This window comes from Nocardia sp. NPDC055050 (assembly GCF_053608345.1).
The window spans coordinates 1-20,579 of the sequence record NZ_JBSGVG010000068.1 but is presented as its reverse complement, the minus strand read 5'-3'; the positions used below and the strand labels follow the sequence as shown (position 1 = coordinate 20,579).

Below are 20,579 nucleotides of genomic sequence, written 5' to 3'. Positions count from 1 at the left end.
GGCGGCCCGGCCGCGGACCGGCCACTTCGTGGCCGTCCCTCCCTAGGGGTCGGGAGTGCGGTGGCTGGGTTGGGTGGGTTGTTGAAGACGGGGACAGGGACGGGGACTGGTTGTTGGGGGTCCGGTCAGAAGCTGTGTTCGGGGCCGGGGAAGGTGCCCTGGCGGACTTCGGCGGCGTAAGTGGCCGCGGCGGTGCGGAGTTCGTCGCCCACGTTGCCGAAGCGCTTGACGAACTTGGCCGTCTTGCCGCTGGTGTAGCCGGCCATGTCCTGCCAGACCAGCACCTGGGCGTCGCAGTCGGCACCCGCGCCGATGCCGACGGTCGGGATGGTCAGCTTGCGGGTGACCTGGCCCGCGATCTCGGCGGGGACCATTTCCATGACCACCGAGAACGCACCGGCCTCCTGCACGGCGATCGCGTCGGCGACCAGCTGCTCGGCGCCGTCGCCTCGGCCCTGGACACGGAAACCGCCCAGGGTGTTCACGCTCTGCGGGGTGAATCCGATGTGGGCCATCACGGGGATGCCCGCGGAGGTGATCAGCGCGATCTGCTCGGCGACCCGTTCCCCGCCCTCGAGCTTCACCGCGTGTGCGCCGCCCTCCTTCATGAAGCGGATGGCGGTCGCCAGCGCCTGCTGCGGCGAGGACTCGTAGGTCCCGAACGGCAGATCGGCGACGACCAGCGCGTGCGGGGCGCCGCGCACGACACCGCGCACGAGCGGGATGAGCTCGTCGACGGTGATCGGCACGGTGGTGTCGTAGCCGTAGACGACATTGGCGGCGGAATCGCCGACCAGGAGCACGGGGATACCGGCTTCCTCGAACAGCCGCGCGGACGAGTAGTCGTAGGCCGTCAGCATCGACCAGCGCTCACCGTCGGCCTTCATCTGCTGGAGATGCTGGACGCGGGTCTTGCGGCGTGGCTTGTTGTCGGCGGGAGTGGCACCGTAGGCAGGAGTCTGCTCATCGGATACGGACATCATCGTCCCTTTCGTCTGGTTCCTCGAGGCCCATACCGGGTCCCCGGGCGTTTCTGACCACCTCAGTGTGCCACCTGCGCCCGCACGGGTTTAAGGCCAGGCGCCGGTGTGATCGGTCACACCGGGCGATTCGGTTACCGTGATGCGAGCCCGTTCGGGCGCATTGTGTGCGCCGCAGGGCGCGGAAAGGTGGGCCCACTGTGCAGCGAGGCCGGCTCGTCGTGCTCCTCGGCGCTGTCTCTGCGTTGATCGTCACCGGATGCGGCACCGGCGGGGACAGCGCGCCGCGTGCTGAACTGCCCCCGCCCCCACCGGGTCTGAACAGCTTCTACGACCAGCAGATCGACTGGGGCTCGTGCGAGGGCTACGGCAGCCCGGAGGACCGGCTGCCACCCAAAACCGAGTGCGCGCGGATCACCGTGCCGATCGACTACGCGCGCCCGGACGGCCCGACCGCCCAGATCGCGCTCTCCCGGATCCCGGCCACCGGCGAGAAGGTCGGCTCGCTGCTGATGAACCCGGGTGGGCCCGGCGTCTCCGGCCTGTCGATGGTCGGTGTCGGCAACCGCACCGAACTGGCGGAGAAGTTCGACCGGGTCGGGTTCGATCCGCGCGGTGTCGGCTCGTCGCTGCCCTCGATCGTCTGCCTCACCCCGCAGCAGGCCGACGCCGAACGTGCCGAGCCGCCCACCGACAACACTCCGGCGGGCATCGCCGAGGCAGAGGACGACAACCGTGAGTACGCCGACCGCTGCGCCCAGCGCTCCGGCGTCGACCTGCTCGGTCACGTCGGTACCCGCGAGGTGATCCAGGACATGGATGTCATGCGGGCCGTGCTCGGCGACGCGAAACTGAGTTACCTCGGCTACTCCTACGGCACCCGCCTCGGTTCGGCCTACGCCGAGAAGTACCCGCAGAACGTGCGCGCGCTCGTTCTCGACGGCGCCGTCGACTCCTCGCAGGACCCGGTCCAGGAGTCGCTGCGGCAGGCGGCGGGCTTCCAGGGCGTGTTCACCGCCTACGCCACCGACTGCGCGAAGAACGCCGACTGCCCGCTCGGCACCGATCCCGCCCAGGCCGTCACTCGTTTCCGCGAGCTGGTCGGGCCGCTGGAGAAGGCCCCGGCGCCGACCGCCGACCCGCGCGGGCTCAGCTACAACGACGCGATCACCGGCGTCCAGCAGGCTCTCTACAGCGACGACCTGTGGCAGATCCTCACCCAGGGCCTCACCGAACTGCGCGCGGGCAGCGGCGACACCCTGCTGCAGCTGGCCGATATGTACGACGGCCGCCGTCAGGACGGCACCTACGCCAACACTCAGGACGCCTTCAACGCGATCCGTTGCGTCGACGATCCGCGCGTCACCGATCCCGCGGTGACCGGCCGTCAGGACACCGAATACCGCAAGGCCGCCCCGTTCCTCGACGACGGCAAGGGCACCGGCGCCGCCCCACTGGAACTGTGCGCCGCCTGGCCGGTGCCCAACACCAGCAGCCCGCATCGCGTCTCGGCCCCTGGACTGCCGCCCACCGTGGTGGTCTCCACCACCGACGACCCGGCCACGCCGTATCAGGCCGGTGTCGACCTGGCCGCCCAGCTGGGTGCCGACCTGATCACCTTCCGCGGCAATCGGCACACCGCCGCTCTGGTGGCGGGCGATCAGTGCCTCGACACCGCGGTGATCGACTACCTCGTCGATCTCGCCACGCCCGCGCCCGGTCTCACATGCTGAGAGCCACATGTGCTCACCGCGCCCCGTCGTGGCCGGTGAGATGTGCGAACGATGTGACGAGATCGCAAACCCGTCTCCGTATGTAACACGGATTTAACGCCGGGTGCTTACGCTCGCCGGTATGGATCGCCAGAAGGAATTCGTGCTGCGGACGCTCGAAGAGCGGGATATCCGTTTCGTCCGTCTCTGGTTCACCGATGTGCTGGGCTACCTCAAGTCCGTCGCCATCGCGCCCGCCGAGCTCGAAGGCGCCTTCGAGGAGGGCATCGGCTTCGACGGCTCGGCCATCGAGGGCTTCGCGCGCGTGTCCGAGGCGGACATGGTCGCGCGGCCCGATCCGTCGACCTTCCAGGTGCTGCCGTGGGCCAGCTCCAAGGGCCACCAGCACTCGGCGCGGATGTTCTGCGATATCACCATGCCCGACGGTTCGCCGTCCTGGGCCGACCCGCGCCACGTGCTGCGCCGTCAGCTGAACAAGGCCGCCGACGCGGGCTTCAGCTGCTACGTGCACCCCGAGATCGAGTTCTTCCTGCTGGAGAACAACCTCAAGGGCGGCTACGAGCCGACCCCGGCCGACAACGGCGGCTTCTTCGACCAGGCCGTGCACGATTCGGCGCCGAACTTCCGCCGCCATGCCATCGACTCGCTCGAATCGATGGGCATCTCGGTCGAGTTCAGCCACCACGAGGGCGCTCCCGGCCAGCAGGAGATCGACCTGCGCTACGCCGACGCGCTCTCGATGGCCGACAACGTGATGACCTTCCGCTACCTCATCAAAGAGGTGGCGATCGACGAGGGCGTGCGCGCGACGTTCATGCCCAAGCCGTTCTCCCAGTACCCCGGCTCGGCCATGCACACCCACATGAGCCTGTTCGAGGGCGAGAACAACGCCTTCGCCGATCCCGACGACCCGAACAACCTCTCGGGCACCGCGCGCTCGTTCATCGCCGGCATCCTCGAGCACGCCCCCGAGATCAGCGCGATCACCAACCAGTGGGTCAACTCCTACAAGCGGCTGATCCACGGTGGCGAAGCCCCGACCGCGGCCTCGTGGGGCCGGTCCAACCGGTCGGCGCTGGTGCGGGTGCCGATGTACACCCCGAACAAGTCGTCGTCGCGTCGCGTCGAGATCCGCAGCCCTGATTCCGCCTGCAACCCGTACCTGACCTTCGCGGTGCTGCTGGCCGCGGGTCTGCGCGGTATCGAGAAGGGCTACACGCTGCCCCCCGAGGCCGAGGACGACGTGTGGTCGCTGACCGACGCCGAGCGTCGCGCCATGGGCTTCCGCACCCTGCCCGGCACCCTCGACGAGGCCCTGCAGGCGATGGAGCGCTCCGAGCTGGTCGCCGAAACCCTCGGCGAACACGTCTTCGACTTCTTCCTGCGCAACAAGCGCCGTGAGTGGGCCGACTACCGCTCACAGGTCACTCCCTGGGAGTTGAAGGAGTACCTGAGTCTCTGAGTGATCCCGAGCCGCCTTGATCCGGGCTGACCGGATCAAGGCTTCCGGGCCGAAAGCTGGCGGCGCCAGCCGCTAGGATCACAGCTATGGTCCGGCCACCGACTGCCCGCTCCGCTGTACCCGGCGTCGGCCGGCTCGGTCTCCTCGAACCGACAGCGGCGGCTTCCCTGCATCAACTCGGCTGGGACAACGTCGACGGGGTGCCGGTGCTCTGGGCACTCTCGCGTTCGCCCGATGCCGATCTCGCCCTGTCCACGCTGGTGCGGCTGCGCGAATCGCTCGAAGACGCATGGCCCGAACTGGATTCTGCGATCCGTTCCGACACCACGTTGCGCGGCAGGCTGTTCGGCTTGCTCGGCTCGTCGACGGCCTTCGGCGACCACCTGGTCGCTGCCCCGGCGGCGTGGAAAGTGCTGCGCGAGAACGAACTTCCCAGCCGTGACGAGCTGATCGCCGACCTGCTCGACGCCGTCGACGCGGCGCCGGAGACCGGACCCAACGCGGGGCCGATGCTGTGGCGTGCCGGGATCGCCGGTCCGGAGGCGGTCGCCCTGCTGCGCGGCAGGTACCGCGATCAGCTGATGTTGCTGGCCGCGGTCGACCTGGCCTCCACCGTCGAGAACGAACCGGTGCCGCCTTACCTGGTGGTCGGCAAGCACCTGTCGGACCTGGCCGATGCCGCGCTCACCGCCGCCCTGTCGGTCGCGGTGGCCAGGGTGTGTAAGAACGGCCCGGTGCCGGTGCGCCTCGCGGTGATCGCGATGGGCAAATGCGGTGCGCGAGAACTGAATTACGTCAGTGACGTCGACGTGGTGTTCGTCGCCGAACCGGCCGACGCGACCGCGACCCGGCTCGCCGCGGAGATGATGAGCGTCGCGAGCTCGGCCTTCTTCGAGGTCGACGCCGCACTGCGCCCCGAGGGCAAGGCGGGGGCCCTGGTGCGCACCCTCGACTCCCACCTCGCCTACTACAAGCGGTGGGCGCGCACCTGGGAGTTCCAGGCGCTGTTGAAGAACCGGCCGATGACCGGCGATATGGAACTCGGCAAGCAGTACCGCGACGCGCTGATGCCGATGGTCTGGACCGCGTCGGAACGTCCCGACTTCGTCGCCGACGTCCAGGCCATGCGCCGCCGGGTCGAGGACCTGGTCCCCGCCGACATGCGTGAGCGCGAGCTCAAGCTGGGCGCGGGCAGCCTGCGCGATGTCGAATTCGCCGTGCAGCTCCTGCAATTGGTGCACGGCCGGGTCGACGAGGCACTGCACGTCACCAATACCGTCGAGGCGCTCACGGCCCTCGCCGCGGGCGGCTACGTCGGCCGTGAGGACGCCGCCAACCTCACCGCCTCCTACGAATTCCTGCGCCTGCTCGAACACCGCCTGCAATTGCAGCGGCTCAAGCGCACCCACACCCTGCCCGCGGCCGATGACGAGGAGGGCATGCGCTGGCTGGCCCGCGCCGCCCACATCCGGCCCGACGGCCGCCAGGACGCGGTCGGCGTGCTCGACACCGACATCCGCCGCAACGCCGTGCGAGTCCGGCGCCTGCACGCGAAACTGTTCTATCGCCCGCTGCTGGACGCGGTCGCCCGGATGGACTCCGACGCGCTGCGCCTGAGCCCCGACGCCGCCGTCCGCCAGCTCGCCGCCCTCGGCTACGGCGCACCGGCCAACGCGCTCGGCCATCTCAAGGCGCTCACCGGCGGCGTCTCCCGCAAGGGCCGCATCCAGGCGCTGCTGCTGCCGACTCTGCTCGAATGGCTCGGTGACACACCGAATCCCGATGCCGGGCTGCTCGCCTACCGCAGGGTGTCGGAGGGGCTCGACGACCAGATCTGGTTCCTGCGCGTGCTGCGTGACGAGGGCGCGGTGGCCCAGCGTCTGATGATCGTGCTCGGTTCCTCGGAGTACCTGCCCGACCTGCTGATCAACGCGCCCGACACCATCCGCATGTACGCCGACGGGCCCGGCGGCCCGCAGTTGCTCAGCACAAAACCCGAAGACGTCGCCCGCGGCATGCAGACCGCGGCCGCCCGCTACGACGACCCGAAACGTGCTGTCGCGGCAGCACGTTCACTGCGCCGCCACGAACTGGCCAGGGTCGCCTCGGCCGATGTGCTCGGCATGCTGGACGTCGCACAGGTGTGCGCGGCGCTGTCGTCGGTGTGGGTTGCGGTGCTCGAGGCGGCACTGAGCGCGGTCATCCGCGCCTCGGAGGCCGAACGTGGTGCGCCCGCGCCCGCCGACTTCGCGGTGATCGGCATGGGCAGGCTGGGCGGGATGGAACTGGGCTACGGCTCCGACGCCGACGTGCTGTTCGTCTGCGATCCGCGCCCCGGTGAGGACGAGGCCACGGCCGTGAAATGGGCCAACGGGATCGCCGAGAAGGTGCAGCGGCTGCTCGGCGCACCGAGCGTCGACCCGCCTTTGCAGGTGGATGCGGGCCTGCGTCCCGAGGGGCGCAACGGGCCCCTGGTCCGCACGCTGACCGCTTATCAGGCCTACTACGCGCAGTGGGCCCAGCCGTGGGAGATGCAGGCGCTGCTGCGCGCCCACCAGGTGGCGGGCGATCAGGATCTGGGCGTGCGCTTCCTGCATGTCATCGACCCGATCCGCTATCCGACCGGCGGGGTGTCGGAGGAATCGGTCCGCGAGATCCGCCGCATCAAGGCGCGCGTGGACTCCGAGCGACTCCCGCGCGGTGCCAACCCGTCGACCCACACCAAGCTGGGCCGCGGCGGCCTGGCCGATATCGAATGGACCGTCCAGCTCCTGCAACTGCGCCACGCGCACGAGATACCCGCGCTGCACAACACCTCGACCCTGCAGTCGCTCGATGTGATCGAGGCCGAGGGCATCCTCGAACCCGAGGACGTCGCGCTCCTGCGTGAATCGTGGATCACCGCCACCGCCGCCCGCAACGCCCTCGTCCTGGTCAAGGGCAAGCCGACCGACCAACTCCCCGGCCCGGGCCAGCTGCTCTCGGCGGTGGCTCGGGTAGCCGGCTGGCCCAACGACGACGGCAGCGAATTCCTCGACACCTACATGCGCATCACCCGCCGCGCGAAGGCCGTCGTCGAGCGCGTGTTCGGGGGATAGTCCGGACATGAAAAAGCCCCGCACCACTGGTGCGGGGCTTTTTCAGTTCACGCCGAAATCAGATGGCGCGGACGTCCTGGGCCTGGGGGCCCTTCTGGCCCTGGCCGACCTCGAACTCCACCCGCTGTCCCTCTTCGAGGGACTTGAAGCCCGAGCCGCCGATAGCCGAGTAGTGAACGAAGACGTCGGGGCCGCCTCCGTCTTGGGCGATGAAGCCGAAGCCCTTTTCGCCGTTGAACCACTTGACGGTGCCTTGAGTCATGTTTTAAAAGTCTTTTCCGTAGGTGAGCCATGGCGATCACTTGCGATCAGCCCAGTCTCAGCAACCCAGTATGCCATACTCGCCAGCAAACCGCGCCTTGCGGTTTGTCACACTGCGATGTGGGCGGCGTATACCGTGGAAAACCGGCGTGTCGAGTCGGTCGGCAACCAATGCGAACGCCCCTTTCACATCGCGTCGCGGACTGTGCCAATCTGAGCGGTATGGGTGAGATGAACGCGGGGCGTGGCGGGCACGTCGACCTGGCCATGCGGGTGCTCGACGCACACGTGGCGTTCACCAAGCAGCAGTTGCGCGAGCCCGCCGGCTTCCTCGAGTTCGTCACCGAGGAGATCGACGGCGCGCTCGACGAGGCCGCGGAACTGACCCTCGCGCAGGCGGTGACCCGTGAGCAGATCAAGGCGGTCGCGCACAAGTTCGCCGTGCAGGTTCCCGTCGAGGGCGCTATTCCCGAACTCGTCGGTGAGATCGCCACCCGCCTGTACAACCATCGCGCCAACGACGAGATCGAGGTCGGTGAGCTCGTCGACAACCGCCGCTTCGACGAACTGGTCGACGGCGTAGCCGATCTGGATCTCACCCACCGGCTGGTGCGGCTGGTGCTCAACAGCCCGGTGACCGTCGACGCGTGCGTCGAGGCGGTCCAGCGCGCGGTGGTCACCGCGGTCGACGACGGTTTACACCCCGAAGGCGGTGGCCTGGCCCGGACGCTGCGCGGTGCGCTGTCGCGGCTGGCCGAACCCGCGATGCCCGCGATCGAGCAGGGTGTCGGCAGGCTCACCCGCACCGGTGCGCGATTCGTGTTGCGCGGCAACAGTAGTGACGCCGACGAAGTGTTGCTCGACAGCGCCCGCGAGACCTGGCGCAAACACACCGGCGTCGCCGTCGGCTCGTTCCGTGATCTGGTCTCGGCCACCGATGTCGAAGACATCGTCGTGCTCGTCTTCGAATTCTGGCGCACCTTCCGCGATACCGACTACTTCCGCGCCCTGCTCGACGAGGGCGTGGACCACGTCTTCGACAAGTACGGCGACACCCCCCTTGCCGAATTGCTGGCTGAGCTGGGCGTAGGGCGCGCGGAGATGCTCGAGGAGGCGCTGCGTTTCGGCCCGCCGGTCCTCGAAACACTCGACGAGCGCGGTTATCTCGACACCGTGCTGCGTCGCAGGCTGGCGCCGTTCTACGCATCGGAGGCCTTCCGGGCAGCGGTGTCCGGGATGGAGTGATCACGCCAGTTCCGTTCGGCCGCTGGCATGTCGGGATGTGTCGGTACGATTCGTGCAACGATGGGGCGCTTGTCTGCCACCGGATCTCGATCGAAAGGCTGCCGTGACACGTCTGTCCACCCTGCTCGACCAGATCGACTCCGGTGCTGTGCTGCTGCCCGAATTCCAGCGCGGCTACGTGTGGAACCGCGACCAGGTGCGTGGACTCATGCGGTCGCTGTATCTCGGGTATCCGGTCGGTGGGTTGCTGGTGTGGGAGACCGGGTCCGAGGAGATCGCGGTACGCGGGTCGACGACCGGCTCGGGGCTGCGCCAGTTGCTGCTCGACGGTCAGCAGCGCATCACCACGCTGTACGGGATCATGCGCGGGACAGCGCCGTCGTTCTTCGAAGGCGACGAGATCGCTTTCACCGGTCTGCATTTCGATGTCGAGCGGGAGCTCTTCGAATTCCAGGTGCCCGGCCGCGATACCGCACCGGCCTGGATCGACATCACCGAACTGTTCGCCCAGGGCCCGATGCACTATCTGGCCAGGTTCCCGGACGAGTCGCCGGAAACCCTTGCCCTCTATCTCGATCGGCTGAACAAGGTTCGCGAGGTCGCCAACCGCGAGTTCAACGTCGAGACCATCACCGGATCGGATCGCACGGTCGACGAGGTGGTCGACATCTTCAACCGGGTCAACTCCGGCGGCACCAAACTGTCCAAGGGCGACCTCGCGCTGGCCACTCTGTGCGCGCAGTGGCCGCAGGCCCGCGGCAACCTGCGCGACCACCTGATCCGCTGGGACAAAGACGGCTACACCTTCACCCTGGACTGGTTGCTGCGCAACGTGATCGCCGTCGGCAACGGCCGCGCGCACTTCGACGCGCTCGGCGATCTGGCGCCCGCGGAATTCGAGCAGGCCCTGGTGGCCACCACGAAACAGGTGGACACCTTCCTCGACACGGTGGCGGGCCGGCTCGGCCTCGATCACGACCGAGTCCTGATGGGGCGCTACGCGATTCCCGTGATCACCCGCCTGCTGTTCCTCAACGGCGGCCGCTTCGACGACGACCTGCACCGCGACCGGGTGCTGTACTGGTACGTGCATTCCGCGCTCTGGGGCCGGTTCAGCGGCTCCACCGAGACGTTCCTGCAACAGGACTACGACACGCTCGAACGCGGCGGCATCAACGCGCTGATCGGCTCGCTGGAACGGCTGCGCGGCGGCTCGCTCGACCTGTGCGCCGACGACTTCGCCGGTGCCACTCGCGGTTCCCGGTTCTATCCGCTGCTGTACATGCTCACCCGCGTCGACGGTTCCCGCGATCTCGGCACCGGCTCCGAACTCGGCATCGAGCAGTTCGGTGAGCGCACACCGGTGCAGGTGCACTACCTGTTCCCGAAAACCCTGCTGCGCGACGCCGGTTACGAACGCAACGAGATCAACGCGATCGCCAATTTCTGCTTCCTCAGCCCCGGCTCGGAGGCCGAGCTCGGCGAGCGTGAGCCCGCCGACTACTTCGCCGAGATGGAACGGCGCAACCCGGGTGTGCTCGCCTCGCAGTGGATTCCGACCGACCCGTCGCTGTGGCGGGTGGAGAACTACCGTGAGTTCCTGCGGGCGCGCCGCAAAATGCTCTCCGCCTCGGCGGATGCGTTCCTCGAAAAGCTGCGCACCGGCAAGTTGCACCGCCCGACCCTGTTGACGGTGGGTGTCGCCGGAGTGACCATCGGCGATCCCGCGGTGGACCAGGTCAACGCGCTCGTCGACGACCTCGTCGCCGACGGCTTCGGCTTCCCGCTGCTCGACAGTGAGGTCTCCGACCCGGTCACCGGCCGCGAACTCGCTGTCGCCGAAGCCTTTTGGCCAGAGGGCCTGCAGCCGGGCGTCGGCATGCCGGTGGTGCTCGTGCTCGAGCCGTCCAATGCCGACCTCACCCGCTTCGCCCAGCTGGGCTACGCGGTGTTCACCTCTGTCGACGCCCTGCGCGGCTATGTCGACAACCTGCGCGTGGAAGCCTCCGGCGACAGCGGTATCGACGGCCCGGTCGGCGATCTTGCCGCGTTGGCCGACCGCCTGCCCGCCACCTGGGTCGGCAATTCCGAACAGGTCTGGTTCCGCTTCGCCTGGAACCTGCTGGAGCGTGACCGCGCCGAGGGCCCCGACGCGCTGCTCGGTCCCGAACAGCTGGCCCTGCGCTACATCGCCCTGTGGGCGCTCACCCGCACCTTCTACATCCACGCCTTCGACCAGGGCAACCCGGGCGAATGGCGCTACTACCTCGGCGACGCCATCGGCCCGAGCCCACTGGTCCCGCGTGCGTGGCTGGCCCAGCGCGCCGTCGAATCCGGTGCGCTGGCCCCCGGCATGCCGCCCGGCGACGAGGACATCGCGATCGCTCTGGTCCACGGGGTCATCGAGACCGTCGACGAGGTCGCCACCGTGCTGTCCCACCTTCTCGGCGGGCCCGGTCTGTTCGCCTCGCTGTGGGCGTCGGCGGGCGCGGCCGAACATTACGGCTACCCCCTGTCCACCGATCAGATCAACGACCTCATCAACCAGGTGGTCAACGATCCCGAGTCCCGAAAGATCCAGGCCTACAACTGGATCGAGGCGGGTCTGCCGCTCTAGGGCCTACCGGTCGCGCGCTGAAAGGTCGAGACGAAGTCGGTCAGCGCGGTGCGGTCCTCGAGGTCGGCCGGTCGGTAGCCGCGGTCGGCTTCGACGGTGATCGGGGTGCCCGCAGCAACGCGCAGCTCGTCCCAGCAGACCGGGAGAACCGGGAGCTGCACGGTGCGCTCACCGACGGTCAGGGTGATCGCCGAGGTGTACTTGTTCGCAACGGTCATCAGCTCCTCGACGGCCCGCTCGGTGAGTGGACCCGCGGCGGAGAACTCTTCGATGTACACGGTCACCTCCCTTCCGGCGGCCAGTGTAGGTCCTCGCGGAGTTCCCAAGACAGCCGCAAGAGACCTGAAAGCGGCGCCGCTTAGGGTGACCTCATGATGCGTAAATGGGCGGAACGAGCGTTGCTCGTCCTGGGGTGGGGCGCGGTGGTCGCGGCGGTGGCCGGGATCGTGTTGCATGTCGTGGACTGGCGCCAGAAGTCGATGGTGCTGTTGGCGTCGGGGGCGATGTGGTTGATGCTCGGCGCGGTCGTGGGGCTGGTGCTGTTGCTGCTCGCCCGAGGCTGGCGCAGCTCGGGGGCGGCGGCACTGGTGCTGGCCGGGGCCGCGTGGTTGGTGGTGCCGTCCTACATTCCGGAGGCCAGGGCCGCCGATGGGCCCGAACTCGTGGTGATGCAGTCGAACATCCTGTTCGGCCAGGCCGATCCGGTCGCCGTGGTCGGTGCGGTGCGGGAGAACAACGTCGACGTGCTCACCGTCGAGGAGTTGACCGTCGACTCGATCACGGGTCTGCGTGTGGCCGGACTCGAGGAACGACTGCCCTACTTCTACCTGGAACCGGCGCAGTCGGGTGGTGGCGGCACCGGCATCTACAGCCGATACCCGTTGCGCGACACCAAGAAATACGACGGCTTCGTCATGAGCAATATCTCGGCGACGATGGAACATCCACAGCGCGGGCCGATGTCGGTCTTCGCGTTCCATCCGATCCCGCCGAATATCGACTTCGGTGCCTGGTCGGCCGAGATGCGCCGGGTCGACGAGATCCTCGCGGCGACCAGCGCACCCGCGATCGTCGGCGCGGATTTCAACGCGACACACGACCACTCGGCCTATCGAGCACTGCTCGACGGCGCGTTCGCCTCGGCCGCCGACCAGACCGGCGACGGTGTGCTGCTCACCTACCCGGCGGATCGCCGGTGGGGACCGGTGATCGGGATCGATCACATCCTCGTCGCAGGTGGGGTGGCCGAACAGATCCGCACGCTCACCATCCCCGGCTCCGACCATCGCGCGGTGCTGGCCACGATCCGAATGGACCTGTGACAGTAGTCGTTTACCATGTGAGCGCTCGATCGCGGACCGCAAGGCGGCCGCGTCATTTTTGGGGAGGACAGCGCATGAGAAGACATCGGTTCGGCGCGACCATGGCAGCTTTGATGAGTATCGGCATGCTCGTATCCGGTTGCGGGGCGACAACTGTCGCGAGCGACCAGGCGCAGCCGATCATGGACAATCCATGGGAGGTGGCGGGCGCGGCGTCGTCCACCGGTCCCAGCGGGTCGCGTCCCGGTGTGCCCGACACGGACAAGAAGGCCGACAACGGCGACAACGGCAAGATCGACAAGCTCGCGCTCAACGCCATCGCCGACATCGAAGAGTACTGGCAGACCGAGTATTCCAAGACTTTCCGTGGCAATTTCAAGCCCGCCTCGAAGTACATCTCCTGGTCGGCGAAGGCGCCGGAGTCGGAGTCGGTGCAGTTCTGCAAGAGCAGCACCTACAAGCTGGTCAACGCCGCGTACTGCCCGCTCGACCACACCATCGGCTGGGACCGCACCGTCCTGCTGCCGCTGCTGGTCGACAAGTACAAGGAAATGTCGGTGGTGATGGTGCTCGCCCACGAATACGGGCACGCCATCCAGTCCCAGGCCGACCTGCTGCGCGGGTTCCTCACCGATGCGCTGGTCAAGGAGCAGCAGGCCGACTGCCTGGCCGGTGTGTTCCTTCGCCATGTGGCAGAAGGCAATTCGAAGCACTTCACGCTCAACACCACCGACGGGCTCAACGGTGTGCTCGGCGCGACCGTCGCCGTGCGCGACCGCGACCCCAACGATCCCGACGCCGTGCACGGTTCGGCGTTCGAGCGGGTGACGGCGGTGCAGATGGGTTACACCCAGGGCGCCAAGTCGTGCAAGGACATCAACGAGGACGAGATCGAGAAGCGTCGCGCCGGTCTGCCCGTCACCTTCGAAGAAGATGAACGCGACAAGCAACTGCCGGTGAACAAGGAGACCCTGACCACCCTGGCCGCCCAGCTCGGCAAGTCGATGCCGGTGAAGACCGCGCCGAAGTTCGACTACGCCGGCGTCACCCGCAACTGCGCGTCGACGACCACCACCGAGCCGGTCTCCTACTGCCCGGGCTCGAACACCATCGGCACCGATGTCCCCGCCATGGCCAAGCGTGCGGGTGAGGGGTCGAGCGCCAAGGAGGAGCCGCTGTCGGCGGTCGTCACCGGTGACTACAACGCCGCCGCGGTGTTCGTGTCCCGCTATGCCCTCGCGGTGCAGCAGGATCGCAAGCTGTCGCTGTCGGGTGCCGAGTCGGCGGGCCTGCGCACGGCGTGCCTGACGGGCGTGCTCACCACGAAACTCAGTGAGCCGAACAGTGATCCGCGCCTGTCGGCCGGTGACCTCGACGAGGCGGTCTCCGGCCTGCTCGCCGACGGCCTCGCCGCCTCCGACGTCAACGGCAAGGTGGTGCCGAGCGGATATCAGCGCCTCGAGGCGTTCCGCACCGGTGTCCTCAGCGGCGAGCAGGCCTGCCTGAACCAGTTCAAGTAGTCAGCGCGAGGTAGGCAGTGACCGCAGGGAGCTGAGGGTGTTCGCCACCGCGCGGGCAGCCTCGGCTCCCTTGGTCACGAAGTGGTTGGTGTAGTAGTCCACGTGCTCGCTGTGCTCGTGGAAGTGGTGCGGTGTGAGCACTACCGAGAACACCGGCACATCGGTGTCGAGCTGCACGCGCATCAGGCCGTCGATCACCGCGGAGGCGACGAAGTCGTGGCGGTAGATGCCGCCGTCGACGACCAGGGCCGCGGCGACGATCGCGTCGTAGCGGCCGGTGCGGGCCAGGCGTTGGGCATGCAGCGGGATCTCGAACGCGCCGGGGACGTCGAACACCTCGACGACCTCGGGATCGAACCCGAAGCCGGTGTATTCGGCGAGGAAGCCCTCGTGCGCCTTGTTGACGATGGAGCTGTGCCAGCTGGCGCGGATGAAGGCAACGGCGCCGGTAGACGTGGTCATGGGTGGTAAGTCTACTAGTGTCGCCCGCGCAGAAACTTACTGACCGGTAACATGGGTTGACAGCCAGTCGGTGACATCGCCGAGCACCTTCGCGCGCTCGGGCTCGTTGAACACCTCGTGGTAGAGCCCGGGATAGCGCAGCACTGTCACGTCGGTCGAGCCCGCGTCACGCTCGAGCAGATCGGCGCTCGACGGTGACGCGATCACGTCGGCGGTGCCGTGCACTACCAGCAGCGGCGCGGTGAGCGCGCCGAGACGCTGCTTCACCAGCGCGGTGTGCTGCAGGATCTCCACCGCGGTGCGCGCGGGCAGCTTGCCGCGGAACACCAGCGGGTCGTCGTCGTAGGCGCGCACCACCTCGGGATCGCGGCTGATCGTGGACGAATCCAGGGTCAGCACACCGAGATTCGGTGCGAACCGGGTGAGCAGGGGAGCGGCGAGGCGCTGGAGCGGATTGCCGAGCGGGATGTCCAGCGGCGGCGCGGACACGATGATGCCCGCCACGTCGACCGGTCCGCGGGTCGCCTGGTGCAGGACCACGAGGCTGCCCATCGAATGCCCGAGCAGGAACCGGGGGACACCGGGATGGGCGGCGCCCGCGAGATCGAGCAGGGTCGCGACATTGTCGGCGGCGCCCTGCATCGAACCGATATTGGCCGCCGGGCCCTCGGACAGGCCGTGCCCGATGTGGTCGAGCGCGTAGACCGCGAAGCCGGCCTCGGCCAGTGTGGTGCCGACGTGTTCGTAGCGACCCGAGTGTTCGGCGACGCCGTGCACCAGCACCACCACCGCGCGCGGTGCGGACTCCGGTTGCCATGCGCGCCAGGCGATCTTGCCGCCGTGGCCCGCGAACTCGCCGGTGTCGGTCGTCATCGTGGCGCTCCTCCTGCTTCGGGCGCCGCGGCGAGCCGCTCGATGAGACGCCGGTTGAACTCGATCAGCCGAGCGTAGTTGAGTCGCGAGATCCGCTCGTCGGTTCCGTGGATCCGTTCCAGATCCACCGCGGTCAACACGATCGGCGCGAAGTTGCAGCGGGTCGCGGCCAGGCCGTCGTAGTGGCGTGAATCGGTGGCGCCGGGCACGATCCCGGTGGTGGTCACGATCCCGGGCACCACGCTCGACGCCAGCTCGGCGACCATGTCGAAAGCCGGACCCGGCCCGTGGAACCGCGAGGGCTCCGACGCGGGCCCGACGAGGTCGATCGCCACGCCGATATCGCGGATCACCCTGGTGCAGTGCGCCAGCACCGCCGCCACCGAATCACCGGGCAGAATACGGAAATTCACCAGTGCCTCGGCGCTCTGCGGGAGCACATTGGCCTTCACGCCGCCGCTGATCACGGTGGGCGCGGTGGTGGTGCGCACCAGCGCCTCGGTGGTCGGGCCCGTCGCCATGATGCGGGCGACGAGTGGTCCGGCCAGCCTGGACAGCCCGCGTGCGTCGGTGAGCTCGAGCAGCCGGCGTCGCGGTTCGGGCAGCGCCTCACGCATGCGGGCGAGCATGTCGCTGATCACCGGCGTCAGCCGCAGTGGCATCGGATGGTCCTGCACGCGTGCGACCGCGCGTGCCAGCCGTCCCACCGCGGTCTGCTTGCCGGGCATCGAGGAGTGACCGCCGGTCTCGGTGACCGAAAGCCGTACCGTCGCATAGCCTTTCTCGCCGAGCATGATGCTGGCCACCGGCCGGTCGACGCCGTCGGCGACGCCGTCGGTGATCACCCCGCCCTCGTCGAGCAGCAGCTCCGCGCGCACGTCCTGGTCGCGCAGGTGCTGGGCCATCCGGACCGCGCCGCCGTCACCGAAGACCTCTTCGTCGTGACCGAAGGCGAGGAACACGGTGTGGCGCGGGCGAATTCCGGTTTCCAGCGCCGACTCGACCGCTTCCAGGACGGCGAGCACGCGGCTCTTGTCGTCGATCGCGCCGCGGCCCCAGATGAATTCGTCGTCGACGACACCGTCGAACGGGGGATGGGTCCAGCGTTGCGCGTCGTCGACCGGCACCACGTCCTGGTGCGCGAGCAGGATCGCCGACACCGCACCCGGCTCGGCGCCCTCCCAGCGGTAGAGCCTGCTGTGACCGAAGGTCGTCAATGTCAGCTCGGCGTGCACGCGGGGGAACGATGTCTCGAGGTGGGTGGCCAGGCGCGCGAACTCCGCGTGTGCGGTGTGCGCGGGATCTTCGGTCGACACCGTCACGCACTGCAGCGCGACGGCCAGCCGCCGGGCGACCTCGTCATCGACGCCCTCGGTGACGGGGGGCAGGGCGGGGTTCTCGGTGATCGGGCGCATCTCAGCCATTGTGGCCTGTGGCATGGGCCGCCGCCCGCCGAACCGTGCCCGAAACGCCGGGATCGTCGCGCGGTGTGATGCGGTCAGACGCCCCGGCGGCGCGCCATCTAAGCTGGCACCATGGCAGGAGGCAAGGGCGGCAAGCCGTCGAAGGAAGCCAGGGCCGCGGCTAAAGCGGCCCGTAAGCAGGCATCACGCGAACGTCGTCAGCAGTTGTGGCAGGCGTTCAACATGCAGCGCAAGGAAGACAAGGCGCTGCTGCCGCTGATGATCGGCGCACTGGTCGGCACCACGGTGGTCTTCTTCCTCATCGGGCTGATCTTCGACATGCAGTGGTTCCTGCTGCCGCTGGGTCTGCTGCTGGGTGTGCTGCTGGCATTCATCCTGTTCGGGCGCCGCGTGCAGAAGAACGTGTACCGCAAGGCCGAGGGTCAGGCGGGCGCCGCGGCGTGGGTGCTGGAGAACCTGCAGGGCAAGTGGCGGGTCGCCAACGGCGTCGCCGCGACCACCCAGCTCGACGCCGTGCACCGCGTGATCGGCCTGCCCGGGGTGATCTTCGTCGCCGAGGGTTCGCCGCAGCGAGTCCGCTCGCTCATCGCGCAGGAGAAGAAGCGCACCGCCCGCCTGGTCGGTGACACCCCCATCTACGAAGTGATCGTCGGCAACGAGGAAGGCCAGACTCCCCTCAAGGAGCTGCAGAAGTACCTCACCAAGCTGCCGCGCAACATCGACGTCAAGCGGATCGACCAGATCGAGGGCAGGCTCTCGGCCCTGAGTTCGCGCAGTGGTCCCGCGATGCCGAAGGGCCCGATGCCCCCCGGTGCGAAGATGAAGGGCATGCAGCGCGCGATCCGTCGCCGCTGACCCACTCCCGCCGCGAGCCCGTCACCTTGTCAGGTGACGGGCTCGCGCCGTTTCAGGCGTTGGGTGAGCGGCCGGTCAGCAGCCACAGAACCCGGTCGTATGCCAACAGGTGGTAACCGACGAGAACAGCCGCCGAGATCAAGGCGAGCCGCGGCAGCGAAGCGGCCCACAGTGCCGCGGCGCCACCGAAGAGCACCGCGAACTCGACGAGCAGCCGGACCGGGCCGGAGACGGGCACCGGTGAACCGCCGCCGCGTCCCGGATCGTCGGGCAGGGTGAACACGCCCCACAGCGTCGCGGCCGCGATCGGCAGGACCACCACGAGCAGGTACCGCCATGGCGAGTCGAAGGCGCGCCATCCGTAGACGCCGAACGAGGCGATGGCGATCAATTCGAGCAGAAAACGTACGGCCAACATGGCCGGATTCAGTGACACGGCTTGATCGTATGGCCGCGCGCGAGTACGAGCGGGCCCAACGACTCAGCGAGCGTTGACCAGCGCCGTCCCGGTCGCCCGGTCGTGCATGCCGCGGCCGTCGGCATCGGTGAACAGCGCGGGCACCACGAACACCAGCAGCACCTGCCTGGCCAGCGCGCGCACGAAACCCACCGCCACCGGAGCGTCGATGCGCAGCACCCGCAGCTTCGTGAAGTACTGCCCCGGGGTGAACCCGAACAGCGTCACCGCGGCCACGCCCACCACGAACCACACCAGCAGCGGCATCGACGACGATGCGAAGCTGCGGGTGATCACCGCGGCGATCCCGACCGCGATGAACCAGTCGATGAACAGCGCGACGACGCGTCGCCACGTCGGGGCGAGCGAGCCCGCTCCCTCGCGCGGCAGCCCGTACAGCTCACCGGGGTAGCCGGAGATGTCCGAGTCGCCGGGTTCGCCCGGGGATCCGGATAGCCATGTGCCGGTAATACGCGCCATGGGACCCAGGATAGTGGCGCGCGATCGGTCGCCCACGACCGCATTAATGGAGGTCACGTCAGCGCGGGATCACGCGGATGGCAGGATTAGCGTGAAGATCGCACCCGGATGGCTGACATCACCCAGGCATCCGGCTCGCGTAACACTGGCGAAACATAGCCTTGACTGTTGGGAAACACCGCGTCCTTAGCGTCAGGTCGCGACGAACCCCTTCGTGGCGACTGCGCGCAGGTCGTTCGAAAGGGCCAGCATCGCGACTGGCTGGGAACCGATTCGTAAGGAGAGCAAGTGACGTTCAGCACGGCCGAAGAGGTCATCCAGTACATCAAGGAAGAGGACATCGAATACGTCGATATCCGCTTCTCCGACCTGCCCGGCGTCCAGCAGCACTTCTCGATCCCGGCCAAGGCGTTCACCGCTGACCTGGCGGAAGAGGGTCTGGCGTTCGACGGCTCCTCGGTGCGTGGCTTCCAGTCGATCGACGAGTCGGACATGCTCCTGCTCCCCGACTTCAGCACCGCCCGGATCGACCCGTTCCGCGCCGCGAAGACGCTCAACCTGAACTTCTTCGTGCACGACCCGTTCACCCGTGAGGCGTACTCCCGCGACCCGCGCAACATCGCGCGCAAGGCGGAGGAGTACCTGCGTTCGACCGGTATCGCCGACACCGCCTTCTTCGGCGCCGAGGCCGAGTTCTACATCTTCGACGGCATCCGTTACGGCTCCGGCATGAACGGCTCGTTCTACGAGATCGAGTCCGTCTCCGGTTCGTGGAACACCGGCAAGGAGTTCAACCCGGACGGCAGCCGCAACCTCGGCTACAAGGTCCGCAACAAGGGTGGCTACTTCCCCGTCGCCCCGTACGACCACTACGTCGACCTGCGCGACAAGATCTCGACCAACCTGCAGAACGCGGGCTTCGAGCTCGAGCGCGGCCACCACGAGGTCGGCACCGCCGGTCAGGCCGAGATCAACTACAAGTTCGGCACGCTGCTCTCGGCGGCGGACGACCTGCAGCTGTTCAAGTACATCGTGAAGAACACCGCGTGGCAGGAAGGCAAGTCTGTCACCTTCATGCCGAAGCCCCTCTTCGGTGACAACGGCTCGGGCATGCACGTGCACCAGTCGCTGTGGAAGGACGGCAAGCCGCTGTTCCACGACGAGGCCGGCTACGGTGGCCTGTCGGATCTGGCGCGTCACTACATCGGCGGCATCCTGCACCACGCCCCGTCGCTGCTGGCGTTCACCAACCCGACCGTCAACTCGTACCACCGTCTGGTGCCGGGCTACGAGGCCCCCATCAACCTGGTGTACTCGCAGCGCAACCGCTCGGCCGCCGTGCGTATCCCGGTGACCGGCAACAACCCGAAGGCCAAGCGCATCGAGTTCCGCGCGCCGGACTCCTCGGGCAACCCGTACCTGGCCTTCGCCGCCATGATGATGGCAGGCCTGGACGGCATCAAGAACAAGATCGAGCCGATGGCCCCGGTCGACAAGGACCTCTACGAGCTCCCGCCGGAGGAGGCCAAGAACATCCCCCAGGCCCCCACCAGCCTGGCCACGGTCATCGACCGCCTCGAGGCAGATCACGACTACCTCACCGAGGGCAACGTCTTCACGCCTGACCTCATCGAGACCTGGATCAACATCAAGCGCGAGAGCGAGATCGCCCCGGTCAACCTCCGTCCGCACCCGTACGAGTTCGAGCTCTACTACGACGTGTGATCCTGACCTGCGGGAACGGGCCTGATCGGCCCGTTCCGTCCGCAGTGAACGGTTTCGAGTCCGCC

17 protein-coding genes are annotated in these 20,579 nt (G+C 68.0%); 9 read left to right on the top strand and 8 right to left on the bottom strand.

Annotated features, from left to right (window positions below; genetic code table 11):
- Positions 1–125: 125 nt before the first annotated feature.
- A complete protein-coding gene (panB, locus tag ACWGCN_RS34710; protein ID WP_378639174.1) occupies positions 126–980 on the bottom strand; it encodes a 3-methyl-2-oxobutanoate hydroxymethyltransferase in 855 nt (284 codons plus the stop codon).
- 200 nt (positions 981–1,180) lie between these two features.
- On the opposite strand from panB, the gene ACWGCN_RS34705 reads away from it, so the two are divergent.
- The 3 genes from ACWGCN_RS34705 (at position 1,181) to ACWGCN_RS34695 (ending at position 7,273) form a co-directional block, all read left to right on the top strand.
- Entirely contained in the window at positions 1,181–2,713 is a 1,533-nt protein-coding gene (locus ACWGCN_RS34705; RefSeq protein WP_378996529.1) for an alpha/beta hydrolase, read from the top strand.
- A 121-nt stretch (positions 2,714–2,834) separates the two neighbouring features.
- On the top strand, positions 2,835–4,175 hold the full coding sequence (gene glnA / locus ACWGCN_RS34700) for a type I glutamate--ammonia ligase (protein WP_378996527.1): 1,341 nt from the start codon (positions 2,835–2,837) through the stop codon (positions 4,173–4,175).
- Between the two features lie 86 nt (positions 4,176–4,261).
- Positions 4,262–7,273 carry a bifunctional [glutamine synthetase] adenylyltransferase/[glutamine synthetase]-adenylyl-L-tyrosine phosphorylase gene (locus ACWGCN_RS34695; protein WP_449972532.1) on the top strand — a complete coding sequence of 1,004 codons (3,012 nt, stop codon included), beginning with the start codon at positions 4,262–4,264 and terminating at the stop codon, positions 7,271–7,273.
- 58 nt (positions 7,274–7,331) lie between these two features.
- Here the strand turns inward: ACWGCN_RS34695 and ACWGCN_RS34690 are convergent, their stop codons facing one another.
- The gene (locus ACWGCN_RS34690) at positions 7,332–7,535 is read right to left on the bottom strand and encodes a cold-shock protein (protein ID WP_056821080.1); all 204 of its coding nucleotides are present in this window, start codon (positions 7,533–7,535) and stop codon (positions 7,332–7,334) included.
- 221 nt (positions 7,536–7,756) lie between these two features.
- On the opposite strand from ACWGCN_RS34690, the gene ACWGCN_RS34685 reads away from it, so the two are divergent.
- On the top strand, positions 7,757–8,779 hold the full coding sequence (locus tag ACWGCN_RS34685) for a hypothetical protein (protein WP_452460222.1): 1,023 nt from the start codon (positions 7,757–7,759) through the stop codon (positions 8,777–8,779).
- A gap of 103 nt (positions 8,780–8,882) precedes the next feature.
- Positions 8,883–11,396, top strand: coding sequence for a GmrSD restriction endonuclease domain-containing protein (locus ACWGCN_RS34680; RefSeq protein WP_379315432.1), 2,514 nt, complete (start codon positions 8,883–8,885; stop codon positions 11,394–11,396).
- On the opposite strand, the gene ACWGCN_RS34675 is transcribed toward ACWGCN_RS34680, so the two are convergent.
- Positions 11,393–11,674 carry a hypothetical protein gene (locus tag ACWGCN_RS34675; protein ID WP_452529176.1) on the bottom strand — a complete coding sequence of 94 codons (282 nt, stop codon included), beginning with the start codon at positions 11,672–11,674 and terminating at the stop codon, positions 11,393–11,395. The two genes, ACWGCN_RS34680 and ACWGCN_RS34675, sit on opposite strands and share 4 nt — an antisense overlap.
- 93 nt (positions 11,675–11,767) lie before the next feature.
- Here ACWGCN_RS34675 and ACWGCN_RS34670 point away from each other — a divergent pair, with 93 nt between their 5' ends.
- Both ACWGCN_RS34670 and ACWGCN_RS34665 read left to right on the top strand, forming a co-directional pair.
- Entirely contained in the window at positions 11,768–12,718 is a 951-nt protein-coding gene (locus ACWGCN_RS34670; protein WP_378996519.1) for an endonuclease/exonuclease/phosphatase family protein, read from the top strand.
- Positions 12,719–12,792: 74 nt separating this feature from the next.
- A complete protein-coding gene (locus tag ACWGCN_RS34665; protein WP_378996516.1) occupies positions 12,793–14,238 on the top strand; it encodes a neutral zinc metallopeptidase in 1,446 nt (481 codons plus the stop codon).
- On the opposite strand, the gene ACWGCN_RS34660 is transcribed toward ACWGCN_RS34665, so the two are convergent.
- Genes ACWGCN_RS34660 through ACWGCN_RS34650 form a run of 3 tightly spaced genes read right to left on the bottom strand, consistent with a single transcriptional unit; the run spans position 14,239 to position 16,988 of the window.
- A complete protein-coding gene (locus ACWGCN_RS34660) occupies positions 14,239–14,700 on the bottom strand; it encodes a 6,7-dimethyl-8-ribityllumazine synthase (RefSeq protein WP_358071185.1) in 462 nt (153 codons plus the stop codon).
- Between the two features lie 36 nt (positions 14,701–14,736).
- Entirely contained in the window at positions 14,737–15,573 is an 837-nt protein-coding gene (locus ACWGCN_RS34655; protein WP_378996513.1) for an alpha/beta hydrolase, read from the bottom strand.
- The gene (locus tag ACWGCN_RS34650; protein ID WP_452460224.1) at positions 15,570–16,988 is read right to left on the bottom strand and encodes a M20/M25/M40 family metallo-hydrolase; all 1,419 of its coding nucleotides are present in this window, start codon (positions 16,986–16,988) and stop codon (positions 15,570–15,572) included. The genes ACWGCN_RS34655 and ACWGCN_RS34650 overlap by 4 nt, the downstream gene beginning before the upstream one ends.
- A gap of 120 nt (positions 16,989–17,108) precedes the next feature.
- Here ACWGCN_RS34650 and ACWGCN_RS34645 point away from each other — a divergent pair, with 120 nt between their 5' ends.
- Positions 17,109–17,852, top strand: a complete 744-nt coding sequence (locus ACWGCN_RS34645) for a DUF4191 domain-containing protein (protein WP_301905683.1) — start codon at positions 17,109–17,111, stop codon at positions 17,850–17,852.
- A 52-nt stretch (positions 17,853–17,904) separates the two neighbouring features.
- Here ACWGCN_RS34645 and ACWGCN_RS34640 read toward each other — a convergent pair whose 3' ends face one another.
- Positions 17,905–18,288: a YrdB family protein gene (locus tag ACWGCN_RS34640; RefSeq protein ID WP_378996508.1), complete on the bottom strand. Its 384-nt coding sequence runs from the start codon at positions 18,286–18,288 to the stop codon at positions 17,905–17,907.
- A gap of 45 nt (positions 18,289–18,333) precedes the next feature.
- Positions 18,334–18,789 carry an RDD family protein gene (locus ACWGCN_RS34635; RefSeq protein ID WP_379318723.1) on the bottom strand — a complete coding sequence of 152 codons (456 nt, stop codon included), beginning with the start codon at positions 18,787–18,789 and terminating at the stop codon, positions 18,334–18,336.
- A 288-nt stretch (positions 18,790–19,077) separates the two neighbouring features.
- Here ACWGCN_RS34635 and glnA (ACWGCN_RS34630) point away from each other — a divergent pair, with 288 nt between their 5' ends.
- Complete coding sequence (gene glnA / locus ACWGCN_RS34630) at positions 19,078–20,514, top strand: type I glutamate--ammonia ligase (RefSeq protein WP_266299126.1); 1,437 nt, start codon at positions 19,078–19,080, stop codon at positions 20,512–20,514.
- Positions 20,515–20,579: the final 65 nt, after the last annotated feature.